The sequence below is a fragment of the Candidatus Binatia bacterium genome, from assembly GCA_036493895.1.
Taxonomy (GTDB): domain Bacteria; phylum Desulfobacterota; class Binatia; order UBA1149; family CAITLU01; genus DATNBU01.
Genome location: DASXOZ010000077.1, coordinates 1 through 22536, shown reverse-complemented (window position 1 = coordinate 22536; position 22536 = coordinate 1). Strand labels below are relative to the sequence as shown.

The 22536-nt window shown below is 66.0% G+C and carries 22 protein-coding genes; 6 read left to right on the top strand and 16 right to left on the bottom strand.

Annotated elements, in window-relative coordinates; all coding sequences use genetic code 11:
- Positions 1-211 precede the first annotated feature (211 nt).
- Both VGK20_18275 and VGK20_18270 read left to right on the top strand, forming a co-directional pair.
- Positions 212-1231 carry a hypothetical protein gene (locus VGK20_18275; protein HEY2775993.1) on the top strand — a complete coding sequence of 340 codons (1020 nt, stop codon included), beginning with the start codon at positions 212-214 and terminating at the stop codon, positions 1229-1231.
- Between the two features lie 105 nt (positions 1232-1336).
- The gene (locus VGK20_18270) at positions 1337-2689 is read left to right on the top strand and encodes an FG-GAP-like repeat-containing protein (GenBank protein HEY2775992.1); all 1353 of its coding nucleotides are present in this window, start codon (positions 1337-1339) and stop codon (positions 2687-2689) included.
- Between the two features lie 81 nt (positions 2690-2770).
- Here the strand turns inward: VGK20_18270 and VGK20_18265 are convergent, their stop codons facing one another.
- From VGK20_18265 to VGK20_18250, 4 genes are all read right to left on the bottom strand, one after another.
- Positions 2771-4336, bottom strand: a complete 1566-nt coding sequence (locus tag VGK20_18265; protein HEY2775991.1) for a di-heme oxidoredictase family protein — start codon at positions 4334-4336, stop codon at positions 2771-2773.
- A 146-nt stretch (positions 4337-4482) separates the two neighbouring features.
- Complete coding sequence (locus VGK20_18260) at positions 4483-5985, bottom strand: di-heme oxidoredictase family protein (protein ID HEY2775990.1); 1503 nt, start codon at positions 5983-5985, stop codon at positions 4483-4485.
- Positions 5986-6351: 366 nt separating this feature from the next.
- On the bottom strand, positions 6352-7260 hold the full coding sequence (locus VGK20_18255) for a glutathione S-transferase family protein (GenBank protein HEY2775989.1): 909 nt from the start codon (positions 7258-7260) through the stop codon (positions 6352-6354).
- Positions 7257-7958, bottom strand: a complete 702-nt coding sequence (locus VGK20_18250) for a TetR/AcrR family transcriptional regulator (protein HEY2775988.1) — start codon at positions 7956-7958, stop codon at positions 7257-7259. The genes VGK20_18255 and VGK20_18250 overlap by 4 nt, the downstream gene beginning before the upstream one ends.
- A gap of 44 nt (positions 7959-8002) precedes the next feature.
- On the opposite strand from VGK20_18250, the gene VGK20_18245 reads away from it, so the two are divergent.
- The gene (locus VGK20_18245) at positions 8003-9004 is read left to right on the top strand and encodes an SDR family oxidoreductase (protein ID HEY2775987.1); all 1002 of its coding nucleotides are present in this window, start codon (positions 8003-8005) and stop codon (positions 9002-9004) included.
- 177 nt (positions 9005-9181) lie between these two features.
- A complete protein-coding gene (locus VGK20_18240) occupies positions 9182-10195 on the top strand; it encodes a hypothetical protein (GenBank protein ID HEY2775986.1) in 1014 nt (337 codons plus the stop codon).
- Between the two features lie 19 nt (positions 10196-10214).
- On the opposite strand, the gene VGK20_18235 is transcribed toward VGK20_18240, so the two are convergent.
- The 3 genes from VGK20_18235 to VGK20_18225 form a co-directional block, all read right to left on the bottom strand.
- On the bottom strand, positions 10215-11309 hold the full coding sequence (locus VGK20_18235) for a 3-deoxy-7-phosphoheptulonate synthase (GenBank protein HEY2775985.1): 1095 nt from the start codon (positions 11307-11309) through the stop codon (positions 10215-10217).
- Between the two features lie 144 nt (positions 11310-11453).
- A complete protein-coding gene (locus tag VGK20_18230; protein HEY2775984.1) occupies positions 11454-11780 on the bottom strand; it encodes an HU family DNA-binding protein in 327 nt (108 codons plus the stop codon).
- A gap of 303 nt (positions 11781-12083) precedes the next feature.
- Positions 12084-12788 (bottom strand): hypothetical protein, encoded by a 705-nt coding sequence (locus VGK20_18225; GenBank protein ID HEY2775983.1) that lies wholly within the window; start codon positions 12786-12788, stop codon positions 12084-12086.
- A 64-nt stretch (positions 12789-12852) separates the two neighbouring features.
- Between VGK20_18225 and VGK20_18220 the strand changes: the two genes are divergently transcribed.
- Positions 12853-13689 carry an enoyl-CoA hydratase/isomerase family protein gene (locus VGK20_18220; protein ID HEY2775982.1) on the top strand — a complete coding sequence of 279 codons (837 nt, stop codon included), beginning with the start codon at positions 12853-12855 and terminating at the stop codon, positions 13687-13689.
- On the opposite strand, the gene VGK20_18215 is transcribed toward VGK20_18220, so the two are convergent.
- Together VGK20_18215 and VGK20_18210 are read right to left on the bottom strand one after the other, a co-directional pair.
- Positions 13686-14651, bottom strand: coding sequence for a hypothetical protein (locus tag VGK20_18215; protein ID HEY2775981.1), 966 nt, complete (start codon positions 14649-14651; stop codon positions 13686-13688). The two genes, VGK20_18220 and VGK20_18215, sit on opposite strands and share 4 nt — an antisense overlap.
- 145 nt (positions 14652-14796) lie before the next feature.
- On the bottom strand, positions 14797-15270 hold the full coding sequence (locus VGK20_18210; protein ID HEY2775980.1) for a hypothetical protein: 474 nt from the start codon (positions 15268-15270) through the stop codon (positions 14797-14799).
- 187 nt (positions 15271-15457) lie between these two features.
- Here VGK20_18210 and VGK20_18205 point away from each other — a divergent pair, with 187 nt between their 5' ends.
- Positions 15458-16222, top strand: a complete 765-nt coding sequence (locus VGK20_18205; protein HEY2775979.1) for a crotonase/enoyl-CoA hydratase family protein — start codon at positions 15458-15460, stop codon at positions 16220-16222.
- A 183-nt stretch (positions 16223-16405) separates the two neighbouring features.
- On the opposite strand, the gene VGK20_18200 is transcribed toward VGK20_18205, so the two are convergent.
- From VGK20_18200 to VGK20_18170, 7 genes are all read right to left on the bottom strand, one after another.
- Entirely contained in the window at positions 16406-16804 is a 399-nt protein-coding gene (locus VGK20_18200; GenBank protein HEY2775978.1) for a hypothetical protein, read from the bottom strand.
- 464 nt (positions 16805-17268) lie between these two features.
- The gene (locus VGK20_18195) at positions 17269-18240 is read right to left on the bottom strand and encodes a hypothetical protein (protein HEY2775977.1); all 972 of its coding nucleotides are present in this window, start codon (positions 18238-18240) and stop codon (positions 17269-17271) included.
- Between the two features lie 429 nt (positions 18241-18669).
- Positions 18670-19140: a hypothetical protein gene (locus VGK20_18190; GenBank protein HEY2775976.1), complete on the bottom strand. Its 471-nt coding sequence runs from the start codon at positions 19138-19140 to the stop codon at positions 18670-18672.
- A 134-nt stretch (positions 19141-19274) separates the two neighbouring features.
- Entirely contained in the window at positions 19275-19688 is a 414-nt protein-coding gene (locus tag VGK20_18185; GenBank protein ID HEY2775975.1) for a hypothetical protein, read from the bottom strand.
- A 397-nt stretch (positions 19689-20085) separates the two neighbouring features.
- Positions 20086-21219, bottom strand: a complete 1134-nt coding sequence (locus VGK20_18180; GenBank protein HEY2775974.1) for a hypothetical protein — start codon at positions 21217-21219, stop codon at positions 20086-20088.
- Positions 21220-21313: 94 nt separating this feature from the next.
- Entirely contained in the window at positions 21314-22060 is a 747-nt protein-coding gene (locus tag VGK20_18175) for a phosphoadenylyl-sulfate reductase (protein HEY2775973.1), read from the bottom strand.
- A 66-nt stretch (positions 22061-22126) separates the two neighbouring features.
- Positions 22127-22536, bottom strand: a 410-nt coding sequence (locus VGK20_18170) for a YkgJ family cysteine cluster protein (GenBank protein HEY2775972.1), incomplete at its 5' end; no start/stop codon positions are given.

The window sequence follows — 22536 nt, the reverse complement described above, 5'->3', positions numbered from 1 at the left end:
CAAGGTTGCGGCAAACAACGAGAAATCGGCGCCGCCGCGCGTTTCCGCGACGTGCCTTGACAGAACCCTGCGCCGGCAGCGAGTATCCCCGGAGCCAGGGAGCCTGGCCGGGAAGTTTCCGTCCGTGCGCCGTATCCGCGGCCGGCGGATCCCACATTCGTCCGCAATTTTCCTGGCCGCACGCGTGCGGTCACTGCCGGGGGTTGGATTCATGCACAAAGTCACCATCGTCGCGCTCGGCGCCCTGTTCATCGTCGGAGCCTGTGCAGGCGGAGCCGCTGCCGGCGACAAGCACATCACGACCAAGAAGATCCTGATCAAGGACAACACCGACCCGGCCAAGCGTCAGCTCTTCGGACAGTCGGGCGATTCGCTGGTGCTCTATTCCGACGCGCATGCGCCGGGCCTCAACGGCGCGACCGTTCACGTGTGGAGCGCGACCGACAGTTTCTGTCAGCTGTTCGAGAGCGGTCCCAACTGGCAGGACACGGGCAAGGCCTGGAAGTACAAGAATTCGGACACGAAGAACCAGTTCACGATCCAGGACAAGAAGCTGTCGTTCAAGATCAAGTCGGGCGTCACGTATTCGCTGCTCGACAATACGACGCAGGGCACGGTGCACGCCTCGGTGAAGACCGGCGGCGGCACCGTCGAGTACTGCATGACCTGCATCGGCGCGAACGGAAAGGACACTGCTTCGCAGTTCAACGTCACGAACTGCGGTATCGGAAGCTGCGCCGGCGAGCCGGCGGGATGTCATCCGGAGGCGACGACGACGAGTTCGACGACGACGACCACGACGACTGTCCCGTCGGCGACGGTGGTCGGGGCGCTTCTGAAGAGTACCGGGGTTTTCACGTACAACATGACTCTCGGACTACCTGGGGCGCAGGCCGCATGCTTGAGCGCTTTTGGCGGCAGTGCCCATGCGTGCACCTATCTGGAGCTGCAGGGCGCCGAGGGCAATGGCAGCATGATGGGGCTGAAGGATCCCTCAATGAACCCGGTGACGGACCTGTGGGCGATCGATCCGACGCGTACCGATCTCGAACAGTGCCGTGACATCAGTACGCCGACGCTGCACTGGCACTATGGGACGTTCCACACCGGCGCCGGCGGAGATAGCGTCCTATTGAACAACGCGACGGGCCAGCTCGGCACGTACACGCCAGGCGATCTGCCTGGCGGATCGGGCTGCAACGCCGCTCACTGGGTCGCCTGCTGTCAGTGACTTTCGGTAGCGCCGGCGGCGTGAGCACGCCGCCGGCGCCCGTCTTTTGATTTTTCCGCTTCCGCCTCGATACTCGGCTCCGTTCCATTCTCTCCCATTCAGCCGGTGCGACCGCTTCCACTTCATCTCGCTGCGTTCCTCTTCGTCCTGTCGGGCGCGGGCAGTGCCCACGCGGACGAAGCGCCGCCCGCACCTCGCATCCTCGCGCCGCCGCCCTGCGACGCTTCCAGTCACGGCTGGTGTCGCGCGCTGCGCATCAACGGAGATGTGCCGCACGGAGAAGTCGGCTTCCGCTTCGGTGAACCCGTGGACATGGACGGAGACGGCCGCGCCGACATCGCCGCCGGCGCGCGCTTCAAGCTCGCCGACGGAATTTTCCAGGACGGCACCGCGGAAGTCTGGTCCGGCGCCACCGGAGCGAAGATCCGGCAGTGGGACGGGACGCTGAAGAACGGCCTGTTCGGCCACTCGGTGCTGCCGATCGGCGACATCAGCGGCGACGGCCTTGCCGACCTCGTGATCTCGGCGCCGAACGCCGAAGTGGAACCGGGAGTGTTCCGCGGCGTCATCTCGGCGCGCTCGCCGAAGACCGGCGCCGAAATCTGGTCGCACCGGGCCGACCGCGAAGAGAATCTCGGCTGGGATCTCGCTGCTGCCGGCGATCAGAACGGCGACGGCGCGCCCGATATCTTTGCCGGGGCACCATCCGGAAGCGGCGGCCGCGTCTACCTGCTGAGCGGCAAGGACGGGTCGGTGCTGCAGACTTACGCGCCGGAAAAGCCGAGCCAGTCGTTCGGCTGGTATCTTGCGCGCACCGAGGACTTCGACGGCGACGGCAAGAGCGATCTTCTCGTCGGCGACTTCACGTATCTGGACTCACCGGGCCGTGCGACCGGCCGCGCCCAGCTCCTGTCGTCGAAGACCGGAGCGCTGCTGCGCGAATGGAAGGGCGACGGCGCCGACATGGGTCTCGGCGAAATCGTCGCGCAGGTCGGCGACTTCGATGGCGACGGCAAGGGCGACTTCGCGATCTCGGCTCCGCGCACGTTCGATCATACGCGCAAGCTGCCCGGCGAAATGTGGATCTACTCGTCGAAGACCGGCGCGGTGCTGCGTCACTGGGTGGGCAGGCAGCACGGGGAGCTGTACGGCCGCATGGTCGTGAGCGCCGGCGACATCGACGGCGACGGCTTCGACGACATCGCGATCGGCGCGCCGTGGTACCTCGAAGCCGACCACGAAAAAGCCGGGCGCATGGAGATCCGCTCGGGTCGCACCGGCGAAGTGCTCGCCGAGTGGTTCGGCGACGACAGCGAAGCGTGGTTCGGCTGGCACATCCGCCGCGCCCCCGACCCCGACGGCAAAGGCCAGCCCGCCCTGCTCGTCGCATCCCTGCGCCACAAAGTCGGCACCGACGACCTCGTCGGCTACCTCGACCTGTTTGTCATGCGAAAGTAGTAATGGGGTCAGGCACCAGAGGAATAGTGGCTATTCCTCTGGTGCCTGACCCTATTCCTCTGGTGCCTGACCCCATTACAACTATGGAACAATTATGCGGGGGGCTCGGCGCAGGGACATCAGGTAGACGCGCAGGGCGCCCTTGTCCTCGAGCGACAGCGCGGAGAATGCGGCGCGCGCGGCGGCGCCTTCGCCGTCGTGGCCCGCGATCGCGTAGTCGAGGCTCGGTGCGCGGCCGTCGTGAAGATACGGCGCCGAGTTGGCAACACCCCACAGCCGCGGCGTGAGGTACTGCTCCACCGCAACCCCGCGCTGCACGTGCCGCGCGCGATTGGCCTCGCCCATGTCGTGGCGCTTGAGATCGCTGAACAGCCACACCGGATATCCGCGCACACTGTCATCGTAGACGAGGCCCGGCTGGCGCATCTGTTTCGACAGATCGATCGGCGGCAGCCCGTTGATCTCGACCATCGGACTGTCGAGCACCATCATCGGCTGGTGGCACGACGCGCAGCCCAGCGCATGGAATTCTTCGCGCCCCCGCGCAAAAGCATCGACGAAGCTCGTCGTCGTCGGCGCGAGAAGTCCGGTCGCCGCGGGCGCCAGCATGCGGTCCTGGATCAGCGGCTCGATGACCGGCATCTCGAGCAGCGCAAGATGCGTCGTCACTGCCGCCATCGCCGCGTGATCGAACTCCCCTCGCACTCCGTCGCCGTCCGGATCCATCGGATCCTTGCCGCTGCCCTTCATCGCAACGTCGTCGGAGGCCACGAGATCGTCGCTCTGCACGCCGAGGTGAAACTGCAGCGCCTCGCTCGCGAAGCTCTCGATGTCGGCGCGCGTGCCTTTCCATCCGAACGGCTTGACGACGAGATCGCCGTCGATGCCGGCAAGGCCGGACGCGTCGATCGCCCCGCTCTTCGTCGCGCGCAGCACGCCGAAATCGATGCCCTTGGTCACCAGGTGTTTTTCGCGCGAATCTCCGGCCTTCGCCGCATCGGCAAGCAATGCATCGCGCTGATGCTGCAGGTCGCGCGTCATCTCTCGTGCCAGCGCCTGCACGACGCCGAGGGCAGCGAGGGCCTGCGGATTTCGAGCGTCGCCTGCACCAGGCGTTTTGCCGTCGCCGTCGAGGAACGCATCGTCCGTCTCGGCGCCCGCACCGCCGGGGCCGCCGATCCAGTGGCACGACGTGCACGAGATCGTCTCCGGTCCGCCGAAAAGCCCGCCGTGCACGCGGCGAAAAGGCCCTGTCGATGAATGCGACGCTTCGCCGCTTCCAAGGCCGTCGGCAAAGTTGAACTCGTGCTCGAACAACCGTTCGCCGAGCTCGGCCAGCTCCGACGGGCACACCTGCCCGCCGGCGAGATCCTTCGCGCCGATCTTCGCGTGCACTTCGCGCATCAGCGCACCGGGCGAAGCGGCTTCGCGAAGCTTCAGATCCTGGCGCCGCTCGGCGGTGCGCAGCGCATCGCGCGCAGCATCCATGCTGAGCGGAGCGGGCCGCACGATCGGCTGGCAATCGGAGCGCCACGACTGCGAAGCGGTTTCGGGCGACGCAGCGGCGGCCGTCTCTTGGCCGCATGCGATCGAGAACAGCATCGCAACCGCGACGATCGAGGCGACCGGGGTCAGGCACCAGCGCACTGGTGCCTGCCCCCAACGTGCTGGCGCCTGACCCCAACGTGCTGGTGCCTGACCCCAGCGCACTGGTGCCTGACCCCAGCTCACTGGTGCCTGACCCCAGCTCACTGGTGCCTGACCCCAACGTGCTGGTGCCTGACCCCAGCTCTTCATGGCAGGAACAACTTCGGCTGCCGCGACAGCGACGCGAGGAACACGCGCACTCCCGCTTTGCCGTTCTCGTCGAGCGCGAGGTACGCGTCGCGCGCGGCCTTCGCTTCACCTCCGTGCATCACGATCGCATCCTGGATCGTCGGTGCGCGCCCGTCGTGAAGATACGGCGCCGTCTCGGCCAGTCCCCAGAGCGGCCGCGTGAGGAACACGCTGGCCGCAATCGCTCCCTGCGCAGCCGGCGAGGCCAGGCTGGGTCCCATGTCGTGGCGCTTGAGATCGCTGAACAGGTGCACGATGTACGACGTCGTCGGCGATGCGTACCGCGGCTCCACTTTCGGCTGATCGCCGTCTTTCGACAGATCGATGAGAAACGCCGGTGCATTGGGCACACCGTCGGCGGCGTTGAGCTTCGGATCCTTCAGGTCGAGCGACGGCACGTGGCAGCTCGCGCAGCCGATCGTCTCGAAGCTGCGCCTGCCCGCGGCAAATAGGTCGAGAAGCTGCGCGTCGTGCGGAGGCCGGATCACCGGCACTTCGAGCTGCGCGAGATAGCCGACCACCGTCGTCAGCATTCCGGAATCGATCTCGAGCGACACTCCGTCTTCGTCGACGTCGTACCAAGGGCCGTTGCCGTACGGCCCGCGATCGAGGGTTCCGTCCTTGATCGCGAGCTGGATGCGCTTGGACAGCAGGCCCTGGTGGATCTGCAGCGATTCCTCGATCATCGCACGCAAGGTCGCCTGGTGGCCTTTCCATCCGAACGGCTTGATGACGAGGTCGGGATCCACGCCCTGGATTTTCGAGTAGTCGAGCTTGCCGTCTGCATCCGAGGTGATCGTGCCGAACGAGACGCCTTTCGTCACGAGCGGCTTGTCGACTGCGCGTTTTCCTTTTTTCGCAGCGTCGGCGGCGGCTTTCGCCTCGGCGGCAAGCTCGCTCGACATCTCCCTGCCTAGCAATTCGACCGGGCCGAGTCCGAGCATGTGCGGAGGATTGCGCTGGTCGGCGCTCGCGAGCGCGACGCCGTCGCCGCGCAGGAACGCATTCTGCGTGCCGGTGCCGGCGCCGTCGGGACCGCCCTTGGAGTGACAGCTGGCGCATGCGAATGCGTCGGGGCCTCCCTTCAGGCCGTCGTGAATGCGACGCGGGCTCGGCGTGTAATCGATCGCGTCGATGCGCCGGCCCTTACCTCCCCATCCGTTCTCGGGACGGAACAGGTAGGCGAAGAGCTCGTCGCCGACGACGAACAACGTGTCGACGCCGAGCTTGCGGTTGTCGAAGTCGATGTCGTTCAGCGTCGCGTGCTCGATCAGCTCGCCCGGCTCGTACGCATCGAGCATGCGATCGAAATCTTCGCGGCGGCGCAGGTCGATCGCGCGCGTGAGCAGCTCGCTCGTCGTGACGTCGTCGGGCAGGCCGCGGTCACGCAGCGCCAGGTTGCGGGCGGCCTCGGCCGTGGCGGCGGAGCCTGCCGCCGGGGCAGCCGTTGCGGACGGCACTGCGGCATCGGGGGTGTCCGCGGCCCGGACCAACCCCGGCAGGGCCGCGGCGGCACAGATGGCGGCGGCGGCCGCCAGGGCCCGGCGCAGCGCTGCTGCAGAATTGGAATAAGGAGCCATCGACCTCGGCGCGGGCGAGCCACCGCGAGGTAACGACAGCGCGGCCCCGCGCGCAACCTCCTTTAATATCGCGATGTAATGGGGTCAGGCACCACAGGAATGGGGTCAGGCACCAGCCCGCCGGCCATCACCTCTCCTTCCAGCCCGTGGCTGCTAATAGAAGCTACACTAATCCAAAACCAGTATTTACCCTGAACTCTATCGGGTATCTCCCGTAGTCCCATACGCGCCTCGCGGCCCGCGCCTTCAGATTTTGCGGATGCGATAGTGCTCGCGCGGAAAGTGGACGACGACGTCGCCCGTACGCTCGTCCCGGCGATGGATCGCGATCTCGTGGACCGACGACGACACGACGTCGCCGGCAACCGGATCGCGTCCGAAGCTCTCATGGACGACTTCGACACGATCGCCGAGGCGAAGAGCGTTAGGTTCGTCGGCATCGACGGTGCCACCGGGAACCGGAGCCGCGGCGCGCGCAGCCTCGACCGCTTCGCCACCGGTCATCTCCGAAACGTCGCCGTAGCCCAGCTCGTCGATGCGCGCCAGCCACCGGCCGATGTTCGGGAACGGATCCAGAAGCGGGCTGACCTGCGCAATCTTCGCCAGCAGGTTCGCGGGATGGAACATCTCGAAGTCGGCAAGACTGATGCGATCGCCGAGCACGAAGCGGCGGCCGCGAAGCTGGGTATCGAGGAAGTCGAGCTTGGCGCGAAGCTGCTCGCGGTGCACCGGTACGTCGGCAATGGCCTGGTCGCGGGTAATCGGATTGTCGCGCATCGTCGCGCGGTCTTCGAGGAAACCCGGCGGAAACAGCGGCGCGGCGGCGCCGGCGCTGCGCACGCAGAGCCAGAAAAACTCCTGCTGCCAGGGACCGAGCATGTAGCACTGCCCGTAGCAGTCGTCCGGAAACAGCGGCGGATCGGGCGCAATCGTGTCGAGCACGCGCGCGATCAGATCGGTGTCGCAGTAGACGTCGGCGCCGATCTGCAGCACCGGGGTCTTGCGGTAGCCGCCGGTCAGCGCGAGCAGGTCGGGCTTCGGCATGATGATCGGGATGATCACCGAGCGCCACGCGAGTTTCTTGAAGCCGAAGATGCGACGGATCTTCTCCGCGTACGGCGACTCCCAGTAATGATGAAGAATCAGGTCGCTCATCGGCCTGCGCTCCTCTTGCGTAGCGGAGTCCCGGCTTGGCGGCGCGGGCGGCGGGACGCGGTAGTTTTGTAAGCGTCGCCGGTGTCGCACGGACGCGCCTGCGGATCCAAACCCTGCGCACCGAGCCCCGTCACGAATACCCTCAGTAGCGCCGCGAGGCGTTTTCGATACGTGACGGCGCTCACGCCCGGGCCCTTCAGGCCGGACATCGAGCGCGCCAGCAGTTCGGCGGCCTCCGAAGCGGACAGTCCCGCGCCCGCAAGATCGATCCGGCCATCACGGTCGGCTTTCTTCAGCACGCCAGTGAGCAGCTCGTCGAAGCGCGCTTCCATCGAAGCAGCGAGGTCTCCGCAAAGACGCGTGTTCTCGCCGAGCAGCTCGCTGCCGTGCGGGGAGGCATAGCCGATCTCGAGGAAGCGCAGCATTTTGGCCTCGACGCCGGCCTGCAGACGCTCGGCCAGGGGGCCCGGCTCCCGCAACGCTGCTTCCGCTCCTTCGATGGCCTCGTCGTGGAGCTGGGCCGCAAGGCTGCGGAAAATCTCTTCCTTGTTCTGGAACTGGGAGTACAGCGACGCGCGCGACACGCCGGCTTCGGCGGCGATGTCTTCCATCGACGTGCGCCGGAAGCCGTACTGGGAGAAGCGGGTCAGCGCGGCGGCCAGGATGCGCTCGCGTGTAGCGGTGATGGGGCGGACCATGTTTTTCCTTCTTCCTTGGGATAATTTGACAAAATACGTCCAGAATGTCAATTTGCCGGCGTTCGGTTCCGTCGGGCCATTCTCAGCGGGCGCACGGCGCCCGATGCTCAGCGGGCGAACGGCGCCCGATGCTCAGCGGGCGCACGGCGCCTGATGCACAGCGGGCGAGGCGCCCGCACAAGTCCGGGCGGGTACGACTGCGCCCGTCTTCCAGGAGGAGTTCCGCCATGTCGCAAGTCACCCTTTCCGGAAAAACCGCCATCGTCACCGGGGCCAGCAGCGGGATCGGCCGCTCGATCGCCGAGACTCTCGGCGCGGCAGGTGCCCACGTCATTCTCGCCGGTCGCACCCGCGACGCGATGGACGAATCGAAGAAGAAGATCGAAGCCGCCGGCGGGAAGGCGGACATCGTCGTCTGCGACGTCCGCAAGGTCGACGACACCCGCAAGCTCGTCGCCGACGCCGTCGCGAAGACCGGCCGACTCGACATCATGGTCAACAACGCCGGACTTTCGTATCCCGCGCCGATCCTCGACGGCGATCCGGAGCACTGGAGGGCGATGCTCGAGACGAACATCCTCGCGCTGCTCGTCGGTTGCCAGGAAGCGGTGCGCGCGATGCGCAAGTGCGGCGCCGAGGGGCACGTCGTCAACATTTCGTCGATCGCAGCCCATCGCAGCGACTCGGGCGTCTACGGGTCGACCAAGCACGCCGTCAGCTCGATCTCGAGCACGCTGCGCCGCGAGCTGGAGGACGACAACATCCGCGTCGTCAACATCTGTCCCGGCGCGATCGGCACGAACTTCGCGCGCAACTTCGACCCAGGCTTCATCTCCGGCTTCCTGAAGACCGCCGGCGCCGACGTCGATGTGCGCCAGGGCGAGCGGCTTCCGGACGAAGTCATGGAAACCGTGCAGCCGCGGATGCGCCAGCTCCTGTCGAGCCCGCAGGACGTCGCCAACGCCGTGCTCTTCGCCGTCACGCAACCGATCTGGGTGAACATCGCGGAGCTGACGATCCGTCCTCCCAAGCAGATCCCGCTCTGAACAGACGGGGACAGGCACCGGGCGCGGGTACGTCGCGCCGCGTATTTTGCCGACGCTGCGGCGCCCGGTGCCTGTCCCTATTCCTGTGGTGCCTGACCCCATTCCTGTGGTGCCTGACCCCATACATTGGATGGCATAGTGCCGGTCGCCGTTCCGGGGTACGATCCGCGGCGCGGCATGACGCTTCGGCAGGTCAACTTCCTCAATATTGCACTGATGCTGGCCGCCACGGCGGTGGCGTTCGCGGTGCCGTTCCAGCTGTTCCTGCTGGCGTACGCGATCCTCGGGCCCCTGCACTACCTGACGCAGATCTCGTGGCTGCACAGCCGCAGCTACTTCACGCCGGGAAAGAGCGACCACCTCGTGCTCGGCGCGATGACGGCCGTCCTGCTTGCTCTCAAGTACGTCGCCGTCGACCGCTACGGACTCGTCGGGGTGGTGCCGTGGGCAGCCGGGCTCGTGATCCTCAGTCTTGCGGCTTCGGCTGCGATGGTCCTGCAGTCAGGCCTGGCGGCCAGGGCAGCGCTCATCGCCGCTGCCGTCGCGGTGGCGCCGCTCATCGTCAGCGGCAACGCAGCACAGGCCCTGCTGCTGACGATGCTGCCGACGCTGATCCACGTTTACTGCTTCACGGCGCTGTTCATGCTGTACGGCGCGCTGCGCGGGCGAAGCCCGTCGGGCGCGGCGCAGCTTGCGGTATTCGTCGCGTGCAGCGCGAGCTTTTTTCTCGTCGGCGGCGGCCCGTCCGCAATGCCCGGCCAGTACGTGCACGACACCTACGAGATGTTCGCGCCGGTCAACGTCTCGCTGGCGGGGTTTCTGGGGATTTCCGGCATCGACCAGCCGGACGCGGTGTATGTCTCGCCCGCAGGCGTTGCGCTGATGCGATTCATCGCGTTCGCGTACACGTACCACTACCTCAACTGGTTCTCGAAGACTTCGGTGATCCAGTGGCACAAGGTGCCGCGCGCGTGGTCGATCGCGAACATCGTGCTGTGGATCGCGTCCGTCTCGCTGTACGCGTGGGATTACGGCACCGGGCTCATCGTGCTGTTCTCGCTCAGCTGGCTCCACGTATATCTGGAGCTGCCGCTGGACTTCCGCACCGCTGCCGGAGTCGGACAAGAGCTGCGCAGCATCGCTCAGGGGCGCTCCGCACGCGTGGCGCTCGGCGCTGCAGGCCAGCGCTGAACCCCCGCACGACTTCGGTCTACTTCGTGCTTCCTCGCGCGGACCGCGCCGAGTCGGCGGCGTCGCGCCTCTGCCTCGCCGCGCCGGCCGCCTGCTCGAGGATCGGCACCGTCTCGTCCCACGAAATGCAGGCATCGGTGATGCTCTGGCCGTAAACCAGCGGCTTGCCGGGGACGAGGTCCTGGCGACCGGCCACCAGGTGCGACTCGAGCATCAGCCCGCAGATCGAGCGGTTTCCGGCCGCGACCTGCGCGGCGACTTCGCCGGCCACCGCGACCTGGCGCCGGTAGTCCTTGCGGCTGTTGCCGTGGCTGCAGTCGATCATCACGCGGTCGCACACCCCCGCGTCGCGCAGCTTCGCGACCAGGCTGTCGATCGTCGCATGGTCGTGGTTCGGGCCGGCCGACGAGCCGCGCAGGATGACGTGGCAGGCGTCGTTGCCGCGGGTCTCGACGATGGCCGAAAGACCCTGCTTGGTGACCGACAGGAAATGGTGAGCGCCGGCCGCGGCGCGAATCGCGTCGATGCAGATCTGGACGTTGCCGTCGGTGCCGTTCTTGAATCCGACAGGGACCGAAAGGCCCGATGCCAGCTCCCGGTGTATCTGGCTCTCGGTGGTGCGCGCGCCGATGGCGCCCCACGAGATCAGGTCGGCGATGAACTGCGGGCTGATCGTGTCGAGGAACTCGGAGCCCGCCGGCACGGCGAGCTCTGCCAGCTCGAGCAGGAGATGCCGGGCGCGCCGCAGGCCGCGGTTGATCTGGAAACTGCCGTCGAGGTCGGGGTCGTTGATCAGGCCCTTCCATCCGACCGTCGTGCGCGGCTTCTCGAAGTAGACCCGCATGAAGATGCAGAGGTCGGCCGCGAGCTGCTGGCGCACCGGCAATAGCCGCCGGGCGTATTCGAGCGCTGCGGCCGGATCGTGGATCGAGCAGGGACCGACGATGACCAGCAGGCGGTCGTCCTGCCCGCGCACGATGCGGGTGGCCTCTTCGCGGGCGTCGGAGACGACGGTCGACGCCTTCTCGGTGATCGGGAGCTCTTCGAACAGGATCTCGGGCGGGATCAGCGGGCGAAGGCCTGCGATCCGAAGATCATCGGTCTGATGGAACATCAGCGTGGAGTGCGAGACTTCGGCCGGGAAGTCAAAACGGGGCCGGATAGCGGCGACCGGCCCGGCGCCCGGTCCGCGACGGGCCGGGGAGAGGCCGGCAGACCTCATCCCTGGCCGCATCGCGGACCGAAAGCCCGAACTTCCTCAGACCTGGTCCTTCAGGGCCTTGAGAGGACGGATCCGGACGCCGCGCGAGGCGGGCTTCGCCTTGATCATGATCTCCTCGCCCGTGAACGGGTTGACGCCCTTGCGCGCCTTGCGGGCAGGCTTGTTCACGGCCGTGAACTTGGCGAGTCCCGGCAGCGTGAACTTGCCGACGCCCTTCGGCTTGAGGTGACGGACGATGTGCTCGCCGAGGGACTCGACGACGCCGGCAACCTGACGCTTGGACAGCTTGGTGGATTCGGCGATCGATGCCATGAGCTGGCTCTTGGTCATCGCCGCGGCGATGGGTGCGGATTTCTTTGCCATGTGCCTCCTTCTCCTTCTGCTGGGCCCTTGGGGGGGCCCGGGGACCGAACGGGTTCGGCCGGTCTTGCGCGGGATGGCCCGCGCGTTGGTCGCGGGTGTCAGCCCGCGGTCTGTTGTGCGGCGGCAGCCTGCTTTGGCGTCGCCCGGCTGATGCCTGCGTCCGGGAGGCGTTGTTTGAGCCGCCTCCGGTCGCCGGGGCGCCGCCGCTCCGTGTTTCGCAGGAAAAACGCGTCGTCGCCCTGCGAGGCGCGTATATTGCGGCAAAAAAACCCCGCCAGTCAACGCGGGGGGCTGTGCAAATGCCTATTTTTTGGCTGTCCGGCGACCACCTGGTAGGGAGCGTCGCCAGCGGTCCCGAGGCGTGACCGCCTCGTCCCCGATGGTGACGTCGACGTCGTCCTCGTCTCCGAACGAGAATTCGCGGGGCCGGCGGGTGCGAACCGCGCGACTCGGCTCGGCGGCAATGACGAACGCTGCATCGTCATGCGCAACCGCATGCTCGACGCGACGGGAAGCGATTGCGCAAACCTGCGCGCGCCACGCCGACCATGCGCCGACGATGAGCGCGGCAAATCGAAATGCCGCTGCGCGCACCCAGTCTCCGGTCATCGCGACGAGCGACGCTCCATCCTTGTCGCCGAGCGCGCCTCCACCGAACAACTCGCGCTCGAGAGGCATCACCGTCACCACCGTGATCACGGCAAGCGCGACCGCGCATGCGAGCATCAGCGTCAGCCACCACCTGCGCCATCCGCGCGCACTCAGTCCCGAGATCCACGCCATCAGCGATGCAACGCCGATTACCGCGACGAGCGAATGGAAGAACGTCGCGGAGTCCGGGCGAATCGGGAGAGACGCCCACGCGGTGACGCTTTTCGGAGGTGCAACGCTCCACAGCGGCGCGATGACGGCAGCCTCGTAGACGGAGGCGCCGAGATGCACGGCGAACGCCGCAAGCGCGATCACGCCCCAGCCCCGCGACCACAAGCTGCCTTCCCGTCCGGCCACCGCCTCGGAGTATAGCGTGGACGGCTCTCGTTCGCGCCTTTGCGACGTGCTACGCAATCGCCCCATGAGTGACACCCCTCCGTCGCCCCCTTTCGAATCGCTGCGGGCCGAGATCGACCCGGTGGACGCACGCCTCGGGCGCCTTACCCTGGCCCGGCCCGAGCGCCTGAACGCGATGGGAGCCACGATGCTGCGCGAGCTTGCCGTCGCGGCGCGCTGGTTCGACGAGCAGCGCGAGGTGCGCGTGGTGATCGTGCGCGGCGAGGGCCGCTCGTTCAGCGCCGGCGCCGATCTCCGCGATCCGCCGCTGGTGGACGGCATTCCTGCGTCGGGGAAAAGCTGGATTTTCCGCCGGGAAGTGGGCCAGTACGGGCTTCGCATGGCGGACGCGATCGAGCAGATGCACGCGACGACGATCGCGCAGGTGCACGGTCACAGCGTCGGCGGCGGGCTCGTACTGATGGCGGCGTGCGACCTTCGAGTCGTCGCCGATGACACCGTGATGTTCATTCCCGAGATCGACATCGGCATTCCGCTGGCGTGGGGTGGAATTCCGCGCCTCGTGCGCGAGATCGGACCCGCGCTTACCAAGGAGCTCGTGATGACGTGCCGCCGCTTCAGCGCCGCCGAAGCGAAGTCGATCGGCTTCGTCAATCGCGTCGTCGCGGCGAGTGATGTCGAGCGTGAAGCGGAAGGCCTCGCACGCGAGATCGCATCGAAGCCGTCGGTGCCGATCGTCGTCACGAAGGAACACGTCAATGCCGTCGCGCACGCAATGAGCGCCGGCACGACGAGCTTCGGTGACGGCGATGCGCTGCTCGGCAGCGCCCAGGATCCCGAGTCGCTGGCGGCGATGCGCGCGTACGTCTCGGAGAGAATCGGGAAGAAGCGGGCGGACTAGTCGCCGGAAGTCGGAGGCGGCTGGGAATCGTCTTTGCCGGAGCCCTTTTCGCGGCGCTTCTGGTTCTGCTGGCGGCGGCGCGGGCGTGAAGTGTCTTTTTCACGCTTCTGTACGGCGGCCTTGTCCTTGCGCTCTTTCGGCTCGCCCTTCTTGTCGTTCTTCTTCGTGCCGGTCCCGCTCGCGCGATCCTTGATGCGCACGGGACCGGGCACTTTGTTCGGCTCGATCTCTTCGAATCCCGACGACGTCGTCGACGACGCCTGCCACTTGTCGTCCTGCTTCTTGTAGAACTCGCCGTCGAACAACAGCACGTCGGGCTTATCCTCGAGCGAAAACACCCGCGACTTGGCGTCGTAGACGGCCTTCTCTCCCGACGGCAGCGTGACGCTCTGGCCGTCGTCCGGCGGCGGAACCGCCTTCTTCAGAGGCACCGGAAGCACCCGCGCAGAAGCGGGGGTCCAGGGGCCGTCTTCTTTGTCGGACTCGAGCCACAGGCCGTTGTCGTAGCGATAGAAAACCGCGTCGAACAGGAAGACGCCCTTCTTGCCGGCGACCTTGTACGACTTGAGCCTGGGCTCGAAGACGGCCTGGTGTCCCGACGGGAGCGTCGCAGTGGCACCGCCTTTGAGGGGCGCGAAGCGTCCGAGTGCGGCTTCCGGCACGTAGCGCTCGGGCGTGATCTCCCACGGCCCGGCCATTGCGTTGGACGCCAGCCAGACTCCTGCCTCGTAATGGTAGAAGCGGTTCTTGATCCAGAACGTATCCTTGCGGTCGGGGGCGACGTACATCTCGTTGACGCCGTCGTAGACGACCATCGTCCCGTCGGCAGCATGAGAGCGGGACCCGTTGCGCGGAGCGTTCGCCTGGGTGTCGGCGGCTAGCGCGAGTGGCGAAACGGGTGCTGCCGAGAAGACGGCGACGAAAAGAGCAGCGGCAAGGCGCCGCATGGTTGCCACGTTCACGATCGACGCTCCCATCGGCGGGCACGAGGCCCGGTGTTCGCGGGCACGAGGCCCGGTGCTCACGGGCGCGAGGCCCGGTGTCTGCGGGCACGAGGCCCGGTGCTCACGGCGCGAGGCCCGGCAGAGTCGGCCGAGGAGCGGCCGGTCAGTAGCGGATCGGTCCCGTCTGGTCCGGAGCGGGCACGGGTGCCGGCGCGGCGGGCGCTGGAGGTGCCATGTTGCCCGGAGGTGGCGCGGCGGGCGCAGCCGGCGCCTGATACGCGCTCGACGGGAACTGATACGGGCTCGAGGTATCGAAGTCCGTGCCGTGTGGCGCCGCGTTGACTTCGATCGGGGCACCCGTGGCCGCGTTCGTATCGCTCGGCGCCGCGACGGTCGCGGCAGTGCCGCCGGTCGCTGCGTTCAACTCGGCATCGCTCGGCGCGGAGCCGGCCGTGGGCTGGTCGGAAGCCGCCAGCAGCATCGCGTTGGTCGACCAGTTCTGTTCGTACCAGGGACCGTAGGGAGAAGGACCCTGCGTCACTCCGCCGTTGAGCGGAAGGACCTCGGGCATGGCGCATCCGGCGACGCATGCGATCGACCCGGCGGCGACGAGAAGCGTGAGCCTGGATCCGAACATGGAAAACTGGCCTCCTGGCCTTGGCGTGGCCGCTCGCGAACGGCTCGCGATACGGTCCGGAGCCTCTTTAAGTCCTCCGAAACGGCGGCGGGCGCAAGCCTGGGGCCGTTTTCCCGCTGGAATACCAGGATTCCGGGAACCTCCCGTTGCCGGGACTTCGACCCGGCCATCCTATAGAGAGTTGACCATGCCAGTAAGAGTCGAACGAGCAGAAAACGTCTTCACCGTCATTCTTTCGCGACCCGAACGCCGTAATGCGGTCGACCGGGATACGGCCACGGAGCTTGCCGCAGCGTTCCGGGAATTTGACGCGGATCCCGAAGCCCGGGTCGCCGTGCTCTTCGGCGAAGGCGGCACCTTCTGTGCCGGGGCCGACCTGCAGGCGGTGGCGGAAAACGGCGGAAACGTGGTCCGGGCAGGCGGCGACGGGCCGATGGGGCCGTCACGGATGAAGCTGTCCAAGCCGGTCATCGCCGCGGTGGCAGGCTACGCCGTGGCCGGCGGCCTCGAGCTGGCGATCTGGTGCGACCTTCGCGTGGCCGAAAAGAGCGCGGTCTTCGGCGTGTTCTGCCGGCGCTGGGGCGTACCGCTGGTCGACGGCGGCACCGTGAGGCTGCCGCGCCTGATTGGCCAGGGACGGGCGTTGGACATGATCCTGACCGGCCGGCCGGTGGGCGCCGACGAAGCGCTGCGCATCGGGCTGGCCGACCGCGTCGTCGACGACGGGTGCGCGCGATACGAGGCCGAGGCGCTGGCGCGGCAGATCGCCGCGTTTCCCCAGGTCTGCATGAACGCCGACCGCGCTTCCGCGTACGCGCAGTGGGACGGCGACTTCGATGCCGCGATGCGCGGCGAGACCGAAGGCGGACTCAGAGTGCTCGCGAGCGGCGAGACCGTCAGCGGCGCGATGCGTTTTGCCGGGGGAGCCGGCCGCCACGGGAAGTTCGAGTAGGGAGTGGCGAGCCGGATCCATGATCGCACCCTTCTCGATCTCATGTTCGCCAATCGGAGTTCGCAGACTCTCGGCGGCGCCCTGAGCGTCGAGTAGCGACGCGCCGAGATCGCCGGCGCGCTGTCGCGTTCGACAGCGCGCCGACCGTTTCCCTGCAATGATGCGTCGGACCGAACTCCGCGGCTATTTCTTGATCACCTGGCCGGACAACGACACAGTGTAGTTCAGCGCGGTAGGATCATCCGCGGTGTTACCCCCGCTGAGGCTGATGACCAGCGGCTTTCCGACGAATCCCCCAGGACTGGCGGCCTCGGCCGCGTCGATGTCGAGCCAGAACGAGGCGGCCATCGTACACGCAACGGTGGCAGTCGTGTCGCATTGAGAGTCGAGAGCGAAGTTCGGGTGCACGCCGTCGCCGTTGACGAGCAGTGCGAGAAAGAGACCGGGCAGATGCGCGTTGGCACCGATCGTGATGGTCGCGTCGACCCGAAAGACGGTTTTGGCTTTTCCCTTGGAAATCGTCGCGGTCAAAGTCGAGATATTGCCGGAAACGTCCAGTGTGCCCTGGTCGTCGACCCACACGGAACTCTTACCGGGCGACGTGGTGGCTATTGGCGCGGCGTTGGCCGCGCTGGCGACAAGAAGCGAAAGCGCGACCGCGAGCGAATACCGAATTTTCATACTGCCTCTTCCGTAGTGTCGTTCCCTTACGCGCGGGGCCGACGGACGTTCAGGTTGGGTGCGATGGATTGCGGCGGGACTGCCGGCGCTCCAGCGGAGAAGTCCGCTGGAGGCCGCATGAATGCGGAAAAGGCCGACCTGTGGCAAACTTCCCACCGTCGCTCGAACGATTCCCAGCAAATTACCCGCGCAAACGGGCAAGATCCGTCGAGGTCTCGACACTTCGGCCGGGCTCGATGGGTTTCGCAGCAGCCCTCAACTCGCGGTAGAGGGACTACAGGCTCCCAAGGACTGACGCGCCCGGACGAGACGGCACGAAATCCGTGTGATGTCGGGTAGCTTGCGGGTTCGAACCTCGCCGCGCATCACGCGGCAGGGCAATTCAGCGTAATCGATTGTCCTACGGCTTTCTTCAAGATGATCAGGGCATCGGAGGTCGTGATCGTCCCGCTGTTGTTCACGTCGCACAGCGCAAGATCGCACGTGGCGGACTTCACTGCTGCCTTCAGCGCAAACAGCGCGTCCGAAGTCTTCGGCGGAACGCCTGACGAGTTCGTCGGTTTTCCGCAAGGTACGAGCGTGCAGGTTGCGCTGCACGACTGGCCCGGCGTGAACGTCGCATCTCCGTCATCGCATTCTTCCGTGCCGCCGACTGTTCCGTCGCCGCACACGTTGCCGCCCGAGCCGGCACCGACGCATGCACCTGTTTTGCAACTGCCGTTACACACGTTGCACGCCGTATCATCGGCCTTGTCCTGAGCGTTCGTGCACGTGTAACCGAAATCGGCATCCGGCGTGCAGGTGGCCGTCGTGCAGGCGTCGTCGCAGACGTGGGTCGGGAACGCCTGGCAGTTGCCGTTCTCCGGGTTGCACTTCAGATCGCACGGTGTGGGCTGGCCGCACGGGAATTCGGGTGAGCAGAACGTGAACGTCGAAATCGTCGTACATATTCCCGACACGCACGGGCCGAGCACGTCCTGACGGCAAGCTGCGCCGTTCGCGAGCGCAGGGCCGGAACAGACGCCGGCAGCGCAATGACCGCTCTTCTGCATGCATGCGTCGAACGTGTCGCACGCAACGCCGTTGGTCTTGTTGGTCTCGGCGCACGTACCGTTCGAGCAGGTTCCGGTGGTGCAGGAATTGAACGTGTCACAGGAGGCGCCGTTGTTCCCGGGCTGCTGGTCGCAGCTCCCGTCGGGCAGGCAGGTGCCGACGGTGCACGGGTCACCGGTATCGCAGGTGTCGGCCCGTACCGGCAACGGCGAAATCGCAAGCAGCGTCGATGCAGCCAGCGGGAGGACGAACGAGAAAAGATGGCGGACGTGACGATGATTCATCCGGATTCTCCGTGGACGGCAAGTTGCGAAACTCGACGAAGCAAAACGCAAGCGGTGCCGCTCGTCTCCCGCGTCCGTCGCCACGGCGGTGTGGCCGATCATCGACGCGAGCGCTTCGAACACATCCATCGACGGAGGCTGCCTGCCTCGCGTCACGAATCCTGATCAAGCTGCGGAGGAATCCAGCAAGTGTTGCAGCAGCAAACGCTGGCTGCCGCAGCAGTATGGGTTGTGGACGGGGTTGTAGCAAGGCGCCGGAGCCGTACGTGCCGGCCGCGGCCCATGACGTGCGCTCTTCTATTCCGGCAAAACGATCGAACGGATTCCTCGCAGGCGACGATCAAGACTACCTCGGGGCAGGATGGCCACCCGAGGAAGATGACGATGAGTGTCCCCGGGCACTACGCCGGGCCTTGCGAATGATTTTTCTCAAACCTGGCGACGCGTCATCTGCGCATGATGTTCCATCGCAGCCGCAAGAATCGGTTTGGCCCATCCCTGGGAGGTTTCCAGCTCAGGGGTCATGTCCCGGATGACGCCCGCCCGCATCACCAGAAGTTTCTTCAACGAGGGACCGTTGCCGGCAGTGGGATCTGCGTCGTGACTGTTGTCGAAGACCACGAGCTCGTCGAGCAGCGCAATGAGTCGGACCAGATGGAGGCGACTACTGCTGTATCTCCTGCGGATCGTATCCTCGTCGATAGGATGTCCCCCGCTCGCTATGCGCGCCTGGACGCGCGCGATATGCTTTTCGGCTGATTCGAGACCAACGTAAAAAATACGTATCTTGCAGCCGGCTGACGCTGCCCCGGCGAGAAGATCCGCAATCGTCTCTCCTCCAAGAGTTGTCTCGAAGATATAGTCCGAGCCGTCGCGGATCGCTTTCTCGAGACTCCCCAACGCCAACTCGCCTGGGGGGAGTATCTCCCTTCTGGCCAACCCAGTCGGATTGCGCAGGTGAACGCGCACTCCGACCGGGATTTTTCAGCACCGGGGCGTCTCGCCGACGCGAACACGATCCGGCGACGCTGCGATCAGAGCGCTGGGGCGGTGGCGCAGTCTTCGGGCACCCAATTGACGGGGAAATCCGGGACTCCATCCCAATCGGTGTCGAACGAACCGGTCATGGTGAAGTCCGGCGTGCCGGTGGCGTTGAAAACGAGATTGGCCCCGGCAATCGGCGCGCCACAGTGCACTGTCACGCCCAGCCTCACTTGCCCGCCAGTCGTCAACAAGGCCGTTCCGGTGACGGGACAGTTGATGAAGCCCGCGGCGTAGACGCCATTCAGCGCGATCGCGGAACCCGGCTTCAGCCCCTTCGGCTTGTAGAAGTGCCAGTGGGCCGGGCCAGGTTGAGTGTCGATGACGCAGATGTCTTTCGCCGTCGCAATGCCGGCGATTGTCAGAAAGCAAAGTGTGGCCGCCAACGTGAATCTCGTTCGTTTCATCAGGACCTCCCTTGGAAAGTTCCGGGAGCTTAGTGTTCCGGCGGGGCTATGGCAACGAAAGTGGCGGCCGCAGATTCGCCTACCAAGGGAGAGAGAGTCTGCGATGAGTCGAGGCGATCGTCACAAACGAATGAACGTGCGCGATGGCTTGGAGTTTGTTCGCGCGCCCTGCCGGAATTGCAGATCCTCCCACCATTTCCGAATCTGCCTGGTTACCAAACATTGGAAAAGACATGGGTAAGTCGAGCCGACAAGGCTACGCCAGGCGCTGACCCGCCAAGCAGTCCGAACCGTGAATGAGAAAGGGCCACCCGAGATTTGGGCGGCCCTTTTCATCAAGGGCTCGATGTGGATTGCGCGCGCTGCTCTCGTACCAGAGGCGGTCCCGACAGGAACATCACTGGCACGTTCCCCCACCGCAGCCGCTCGATGATGGCGAACAAACGATCCCGCAGCCGCCGCAGTTGTTCGGATCCGACGCGACATTGGTCTCGCAACCGTCGCTCCCGATGTCGTTGTCGCAATCGGCAAATCCTGTCGTGCAGCTCCCCCCGCAGACTCCGCCGGAGCAGCTTGGTACAATCACGTGACTCGAGGAGCACATGTGGCCGCAGGAGCCGCAGTTTTGCGGGTTCGACTGGAGATTGACGTTGCACCCGTTGGTGGCCAGCGTGTTGTCGCAATTCCCATAGCCTGAGTCGCAGTCGAACTGACAAACCCCGCCAGTGCACAGCGGTGTGTCATGGAATGCCGAACACACTAGCCCGCAGCTGCCGCAGTTGTCCGGATCGTTGGCGATGCTCGTCTCACAGCCGTCGTTCAGCTCGTCATTGTTGCAGTCGGCCGATCCCGTGTCGCAGGCACCGTTGCAGACTCCACTCGCGCAGGTCGGGGTGGTAACGTTGTTGGAGGAGCAGGAGTTCCCGCAGCCGCCGCAGTTGCCCGGGTCCGCGGTGAGATCGGCGCAACTCATTCCGCATTCGGTCTGTCCCGCGGTGCATCCGCACACACCGGCGCTGCATACCAGCGACGGAGAACAGACGTTTCCGCAGGCTCCGCAATCGGCGGTATCGGTCATGAGATCGGCGCAGGTTCCATTGCAGTTCCCCTCGTCACTGGCGCAGCTCGACGGGGACGTGATGGGAGCGCAGACAAGGCTGGAGGAGCTCACCTGGACCGTGCGATTTCCGAACTGGTCGGCAGCGTCGGTCGAGGCCTGGAGCCTGGCGCACTTCGCCTTGTAGCAGAGGTAGGACTGAGCGGCGTCGCCGGCGACGCTGCCCGGCGGGGCCGGCGAAACGTTCCCCTTGGCCACGTCGACGCAGAGCAGCTTGGCCGGAACGCTGATTTTGCAGCCCGCCTCCACGGCCGGGAGGCTGGTGTTGCCGGTGGTCAAATCGGCGGTGTAAGCCGCCCTGGCGGCCGGATCCTTGATTTTGAAGCACTGAAGATGGTCACGCGTCGGCGAGGCGAAGGCAGCGCTCGCGCTGAGAATGATCGTGGCCAGGACCGGCGTCTTGAGTCTCTTCACGGTAGAGTCTCCTTGGTGCGGCACCGGGCGGTCCGCATGGAATGGTCAGATTTCATTTGCGCGCCGCGCCCGATGCCGGCGCCGCCAAGCCAGGCTACTTCTTCGGGTCGAAGTCTTCGTGCAGCCCGCACTCGCGCTTGAGGCCGAAGAAGCGCACTTCCTCTTCCGTCACGCCGTCGACGAGCTTGTGCGAAGTGTGCACGTCGCCGATCGAGATGTAGCCCTGCTCCCACAGCGGATGGTACGGCAGGTCGTATTCGAACATGTAGTCGAACACCTTCTTGTCGTTCCAGTCGACGATCGGGTGCACCTTGAGGAAGCCGTTCTGGATGCCGAGCACGTCGAGCTTCTTTCGCGTCGAGGACTGCGAGCGGCGAAGACCGACGATCCAGCCCTTGGCGCCGAGATCGTCGAGCGCGCGCTGCATCGGTTCGACCTTGTTGATCTGGTTGTAGCGCGTAATGCCTTCGACGCCCTGTTCCCACAGCTTGCCGTAGCGCGCTTCCTGCCACGCCGCCGTCTGCTCGGCGCGGTAGACCTTCAGGTTGAGCTTGAGGGTGGCCGCGAGCTCGTCGATGAACTGGTACGTCTCGGGAAACAGGTAACCCGTGTCCGTGACGACGACGGGGATGTCGGGCCAGACCCGCACGCACATGTGCAGGCAGACGGCGGCCTGGGCGCCGAAGCTCGACGACAGGATGATGTTGGGCTTGAGCTGGCCGACGGCCCACTCGACGCGCTCCTCGGCCGTTTTCCATTCGAGACTCTCGTTGAGATGGTCGAGGTCGAGAGCTTCGACGTCGAACTCGAAGCCTTGCGCGGCGGCCGTAGATTCGCTCACGATTCCCGCAAGATGGGGCGAATTTCGGGGGGAGTCAACGGGAATCGCGAACACGGTGAGACACTCTTACTCTCCGTCGGAGCCGTCCTCGGAGCCTTCGGCGAGACCGGCGCCGCGGGCCTGGCGAAGTCCGTCGTCGATGAGCTCAGCCACTACGACGGGCGCAAGCGCCGAGATTCCTTCGCAGAGCGTTGCGGCTTTCTCCCACGAAGCGGGCGAGCGCAGGTTGGCCGGCCACCACGGATACGCCCTGCACTGAGCCGGCCGGTGCTCGTAGACCGAGCAGGATTTGCCGTCGAGGAAGATGCAGTCGCCGCCGCGACGATCGACGAGCGCATAGCGGCCGGCGACCGAACGAACATAGCGGCGTCCGAATTCGTCGACCGCGAGACCGAGGGCGGACGCGAGACTGCGGATCTCGCCCGTGTTCACCCACACGTAGCCGCTCGTGCCGGTGCAGCAGCGGCCGCACCCGG

What these genes read in the sequence shown, in the direction of transcription:
- VGK20_18185 (HEY2775975.1), bottom strand. Translation starts at nt 19,688, where the DNA reads ATGAAACGAACGAGATTCACGTTGGCGGCCACACTTTGCTTTCTGACA.
- VGK20_18275 (HEY2775993.1), top strand. Translation starts at nt 212, where the DNA reads ATGCACAAAGTCACCATCGTCGCGCTCGGCGCCCTGTTCATCGTCGGA.
- VGK20_18220 (HEY2775982.1), top strand. Translation starts at nt 12,853, where the DNA reads ATGAGTGACACCCCTCCGTCGCCCCCTTTCGAATCGCTGCGGGCCGAG.
- VGK20_18245 (HEY2775987.1), top strand. Translation starts at nt 8,003, where the DNA reads ATGTCAATTTGCCGGCGTTCGGTTCCGTCGGGCCATTCTCAGCGGGCG.
- VGK20_18255 (HEY2775989.1), bottom strand. Translation starts at nt 7,260, where the DNA reads ATGAGCGACCTGATTCTTCATCATTACTGGGAGTCGCCGTACGCGGAG.
- VGK20_18210 (HEY2775980.1), bottom strand. Translation starts at nt 15,270, where the DNA reads ATGTTCGGATCCAGGCTCACGCTTCTCGTCGCCGCCGGGTCGATCGCA.
- VGK20_18195 (HEY2775977.1), bottom strand. Translation starts at nt 18,240, where the DNA reads ATGAATCATCGTCACGTCCGCCATCTTTTCTCGTTCGTCCTCCCGCTG.
- VGK20_18250 (HEY2775988.1), bottom strand. Translation starts at nt 7,958, where the DNA reads ATGGTCCGCCCCATCACCGCTACACGCGAGCGCATCCTGGCCGCCGCG.
- VGK20_18235 (HEY2775985.1), bottom strand. Translation starts at nt 11,309, where the DNA reads ATGTTCCATCAGACCGATGATCTTCGGATCGCAGGCCTTCGCCCGCTG.
- VGK20_18230 (HEY2775984.1), bottom strand. Translation starts at nt 11,780, where the DNA reads ATGGCAAAGAAATCCGCACCCATCGCCGCGGCGATGACCAAGAGCCAG.
- VGK20_18240 (HEY2775986.1), top strand. Translation starts at nt 9,182, where the DNA reads ATGACGCTTCGGCAGGTCAACTTCCTCAATATTGCACTGATGCTGGCC.
- VGK20_18205 (HEY2775979.1), top strand. Translation starts at nt 15,458, where the DNA reads ATGCCAGTAAGAGTCGAACGAGCAGAAAACGTCTTCACCGTCATTCTT.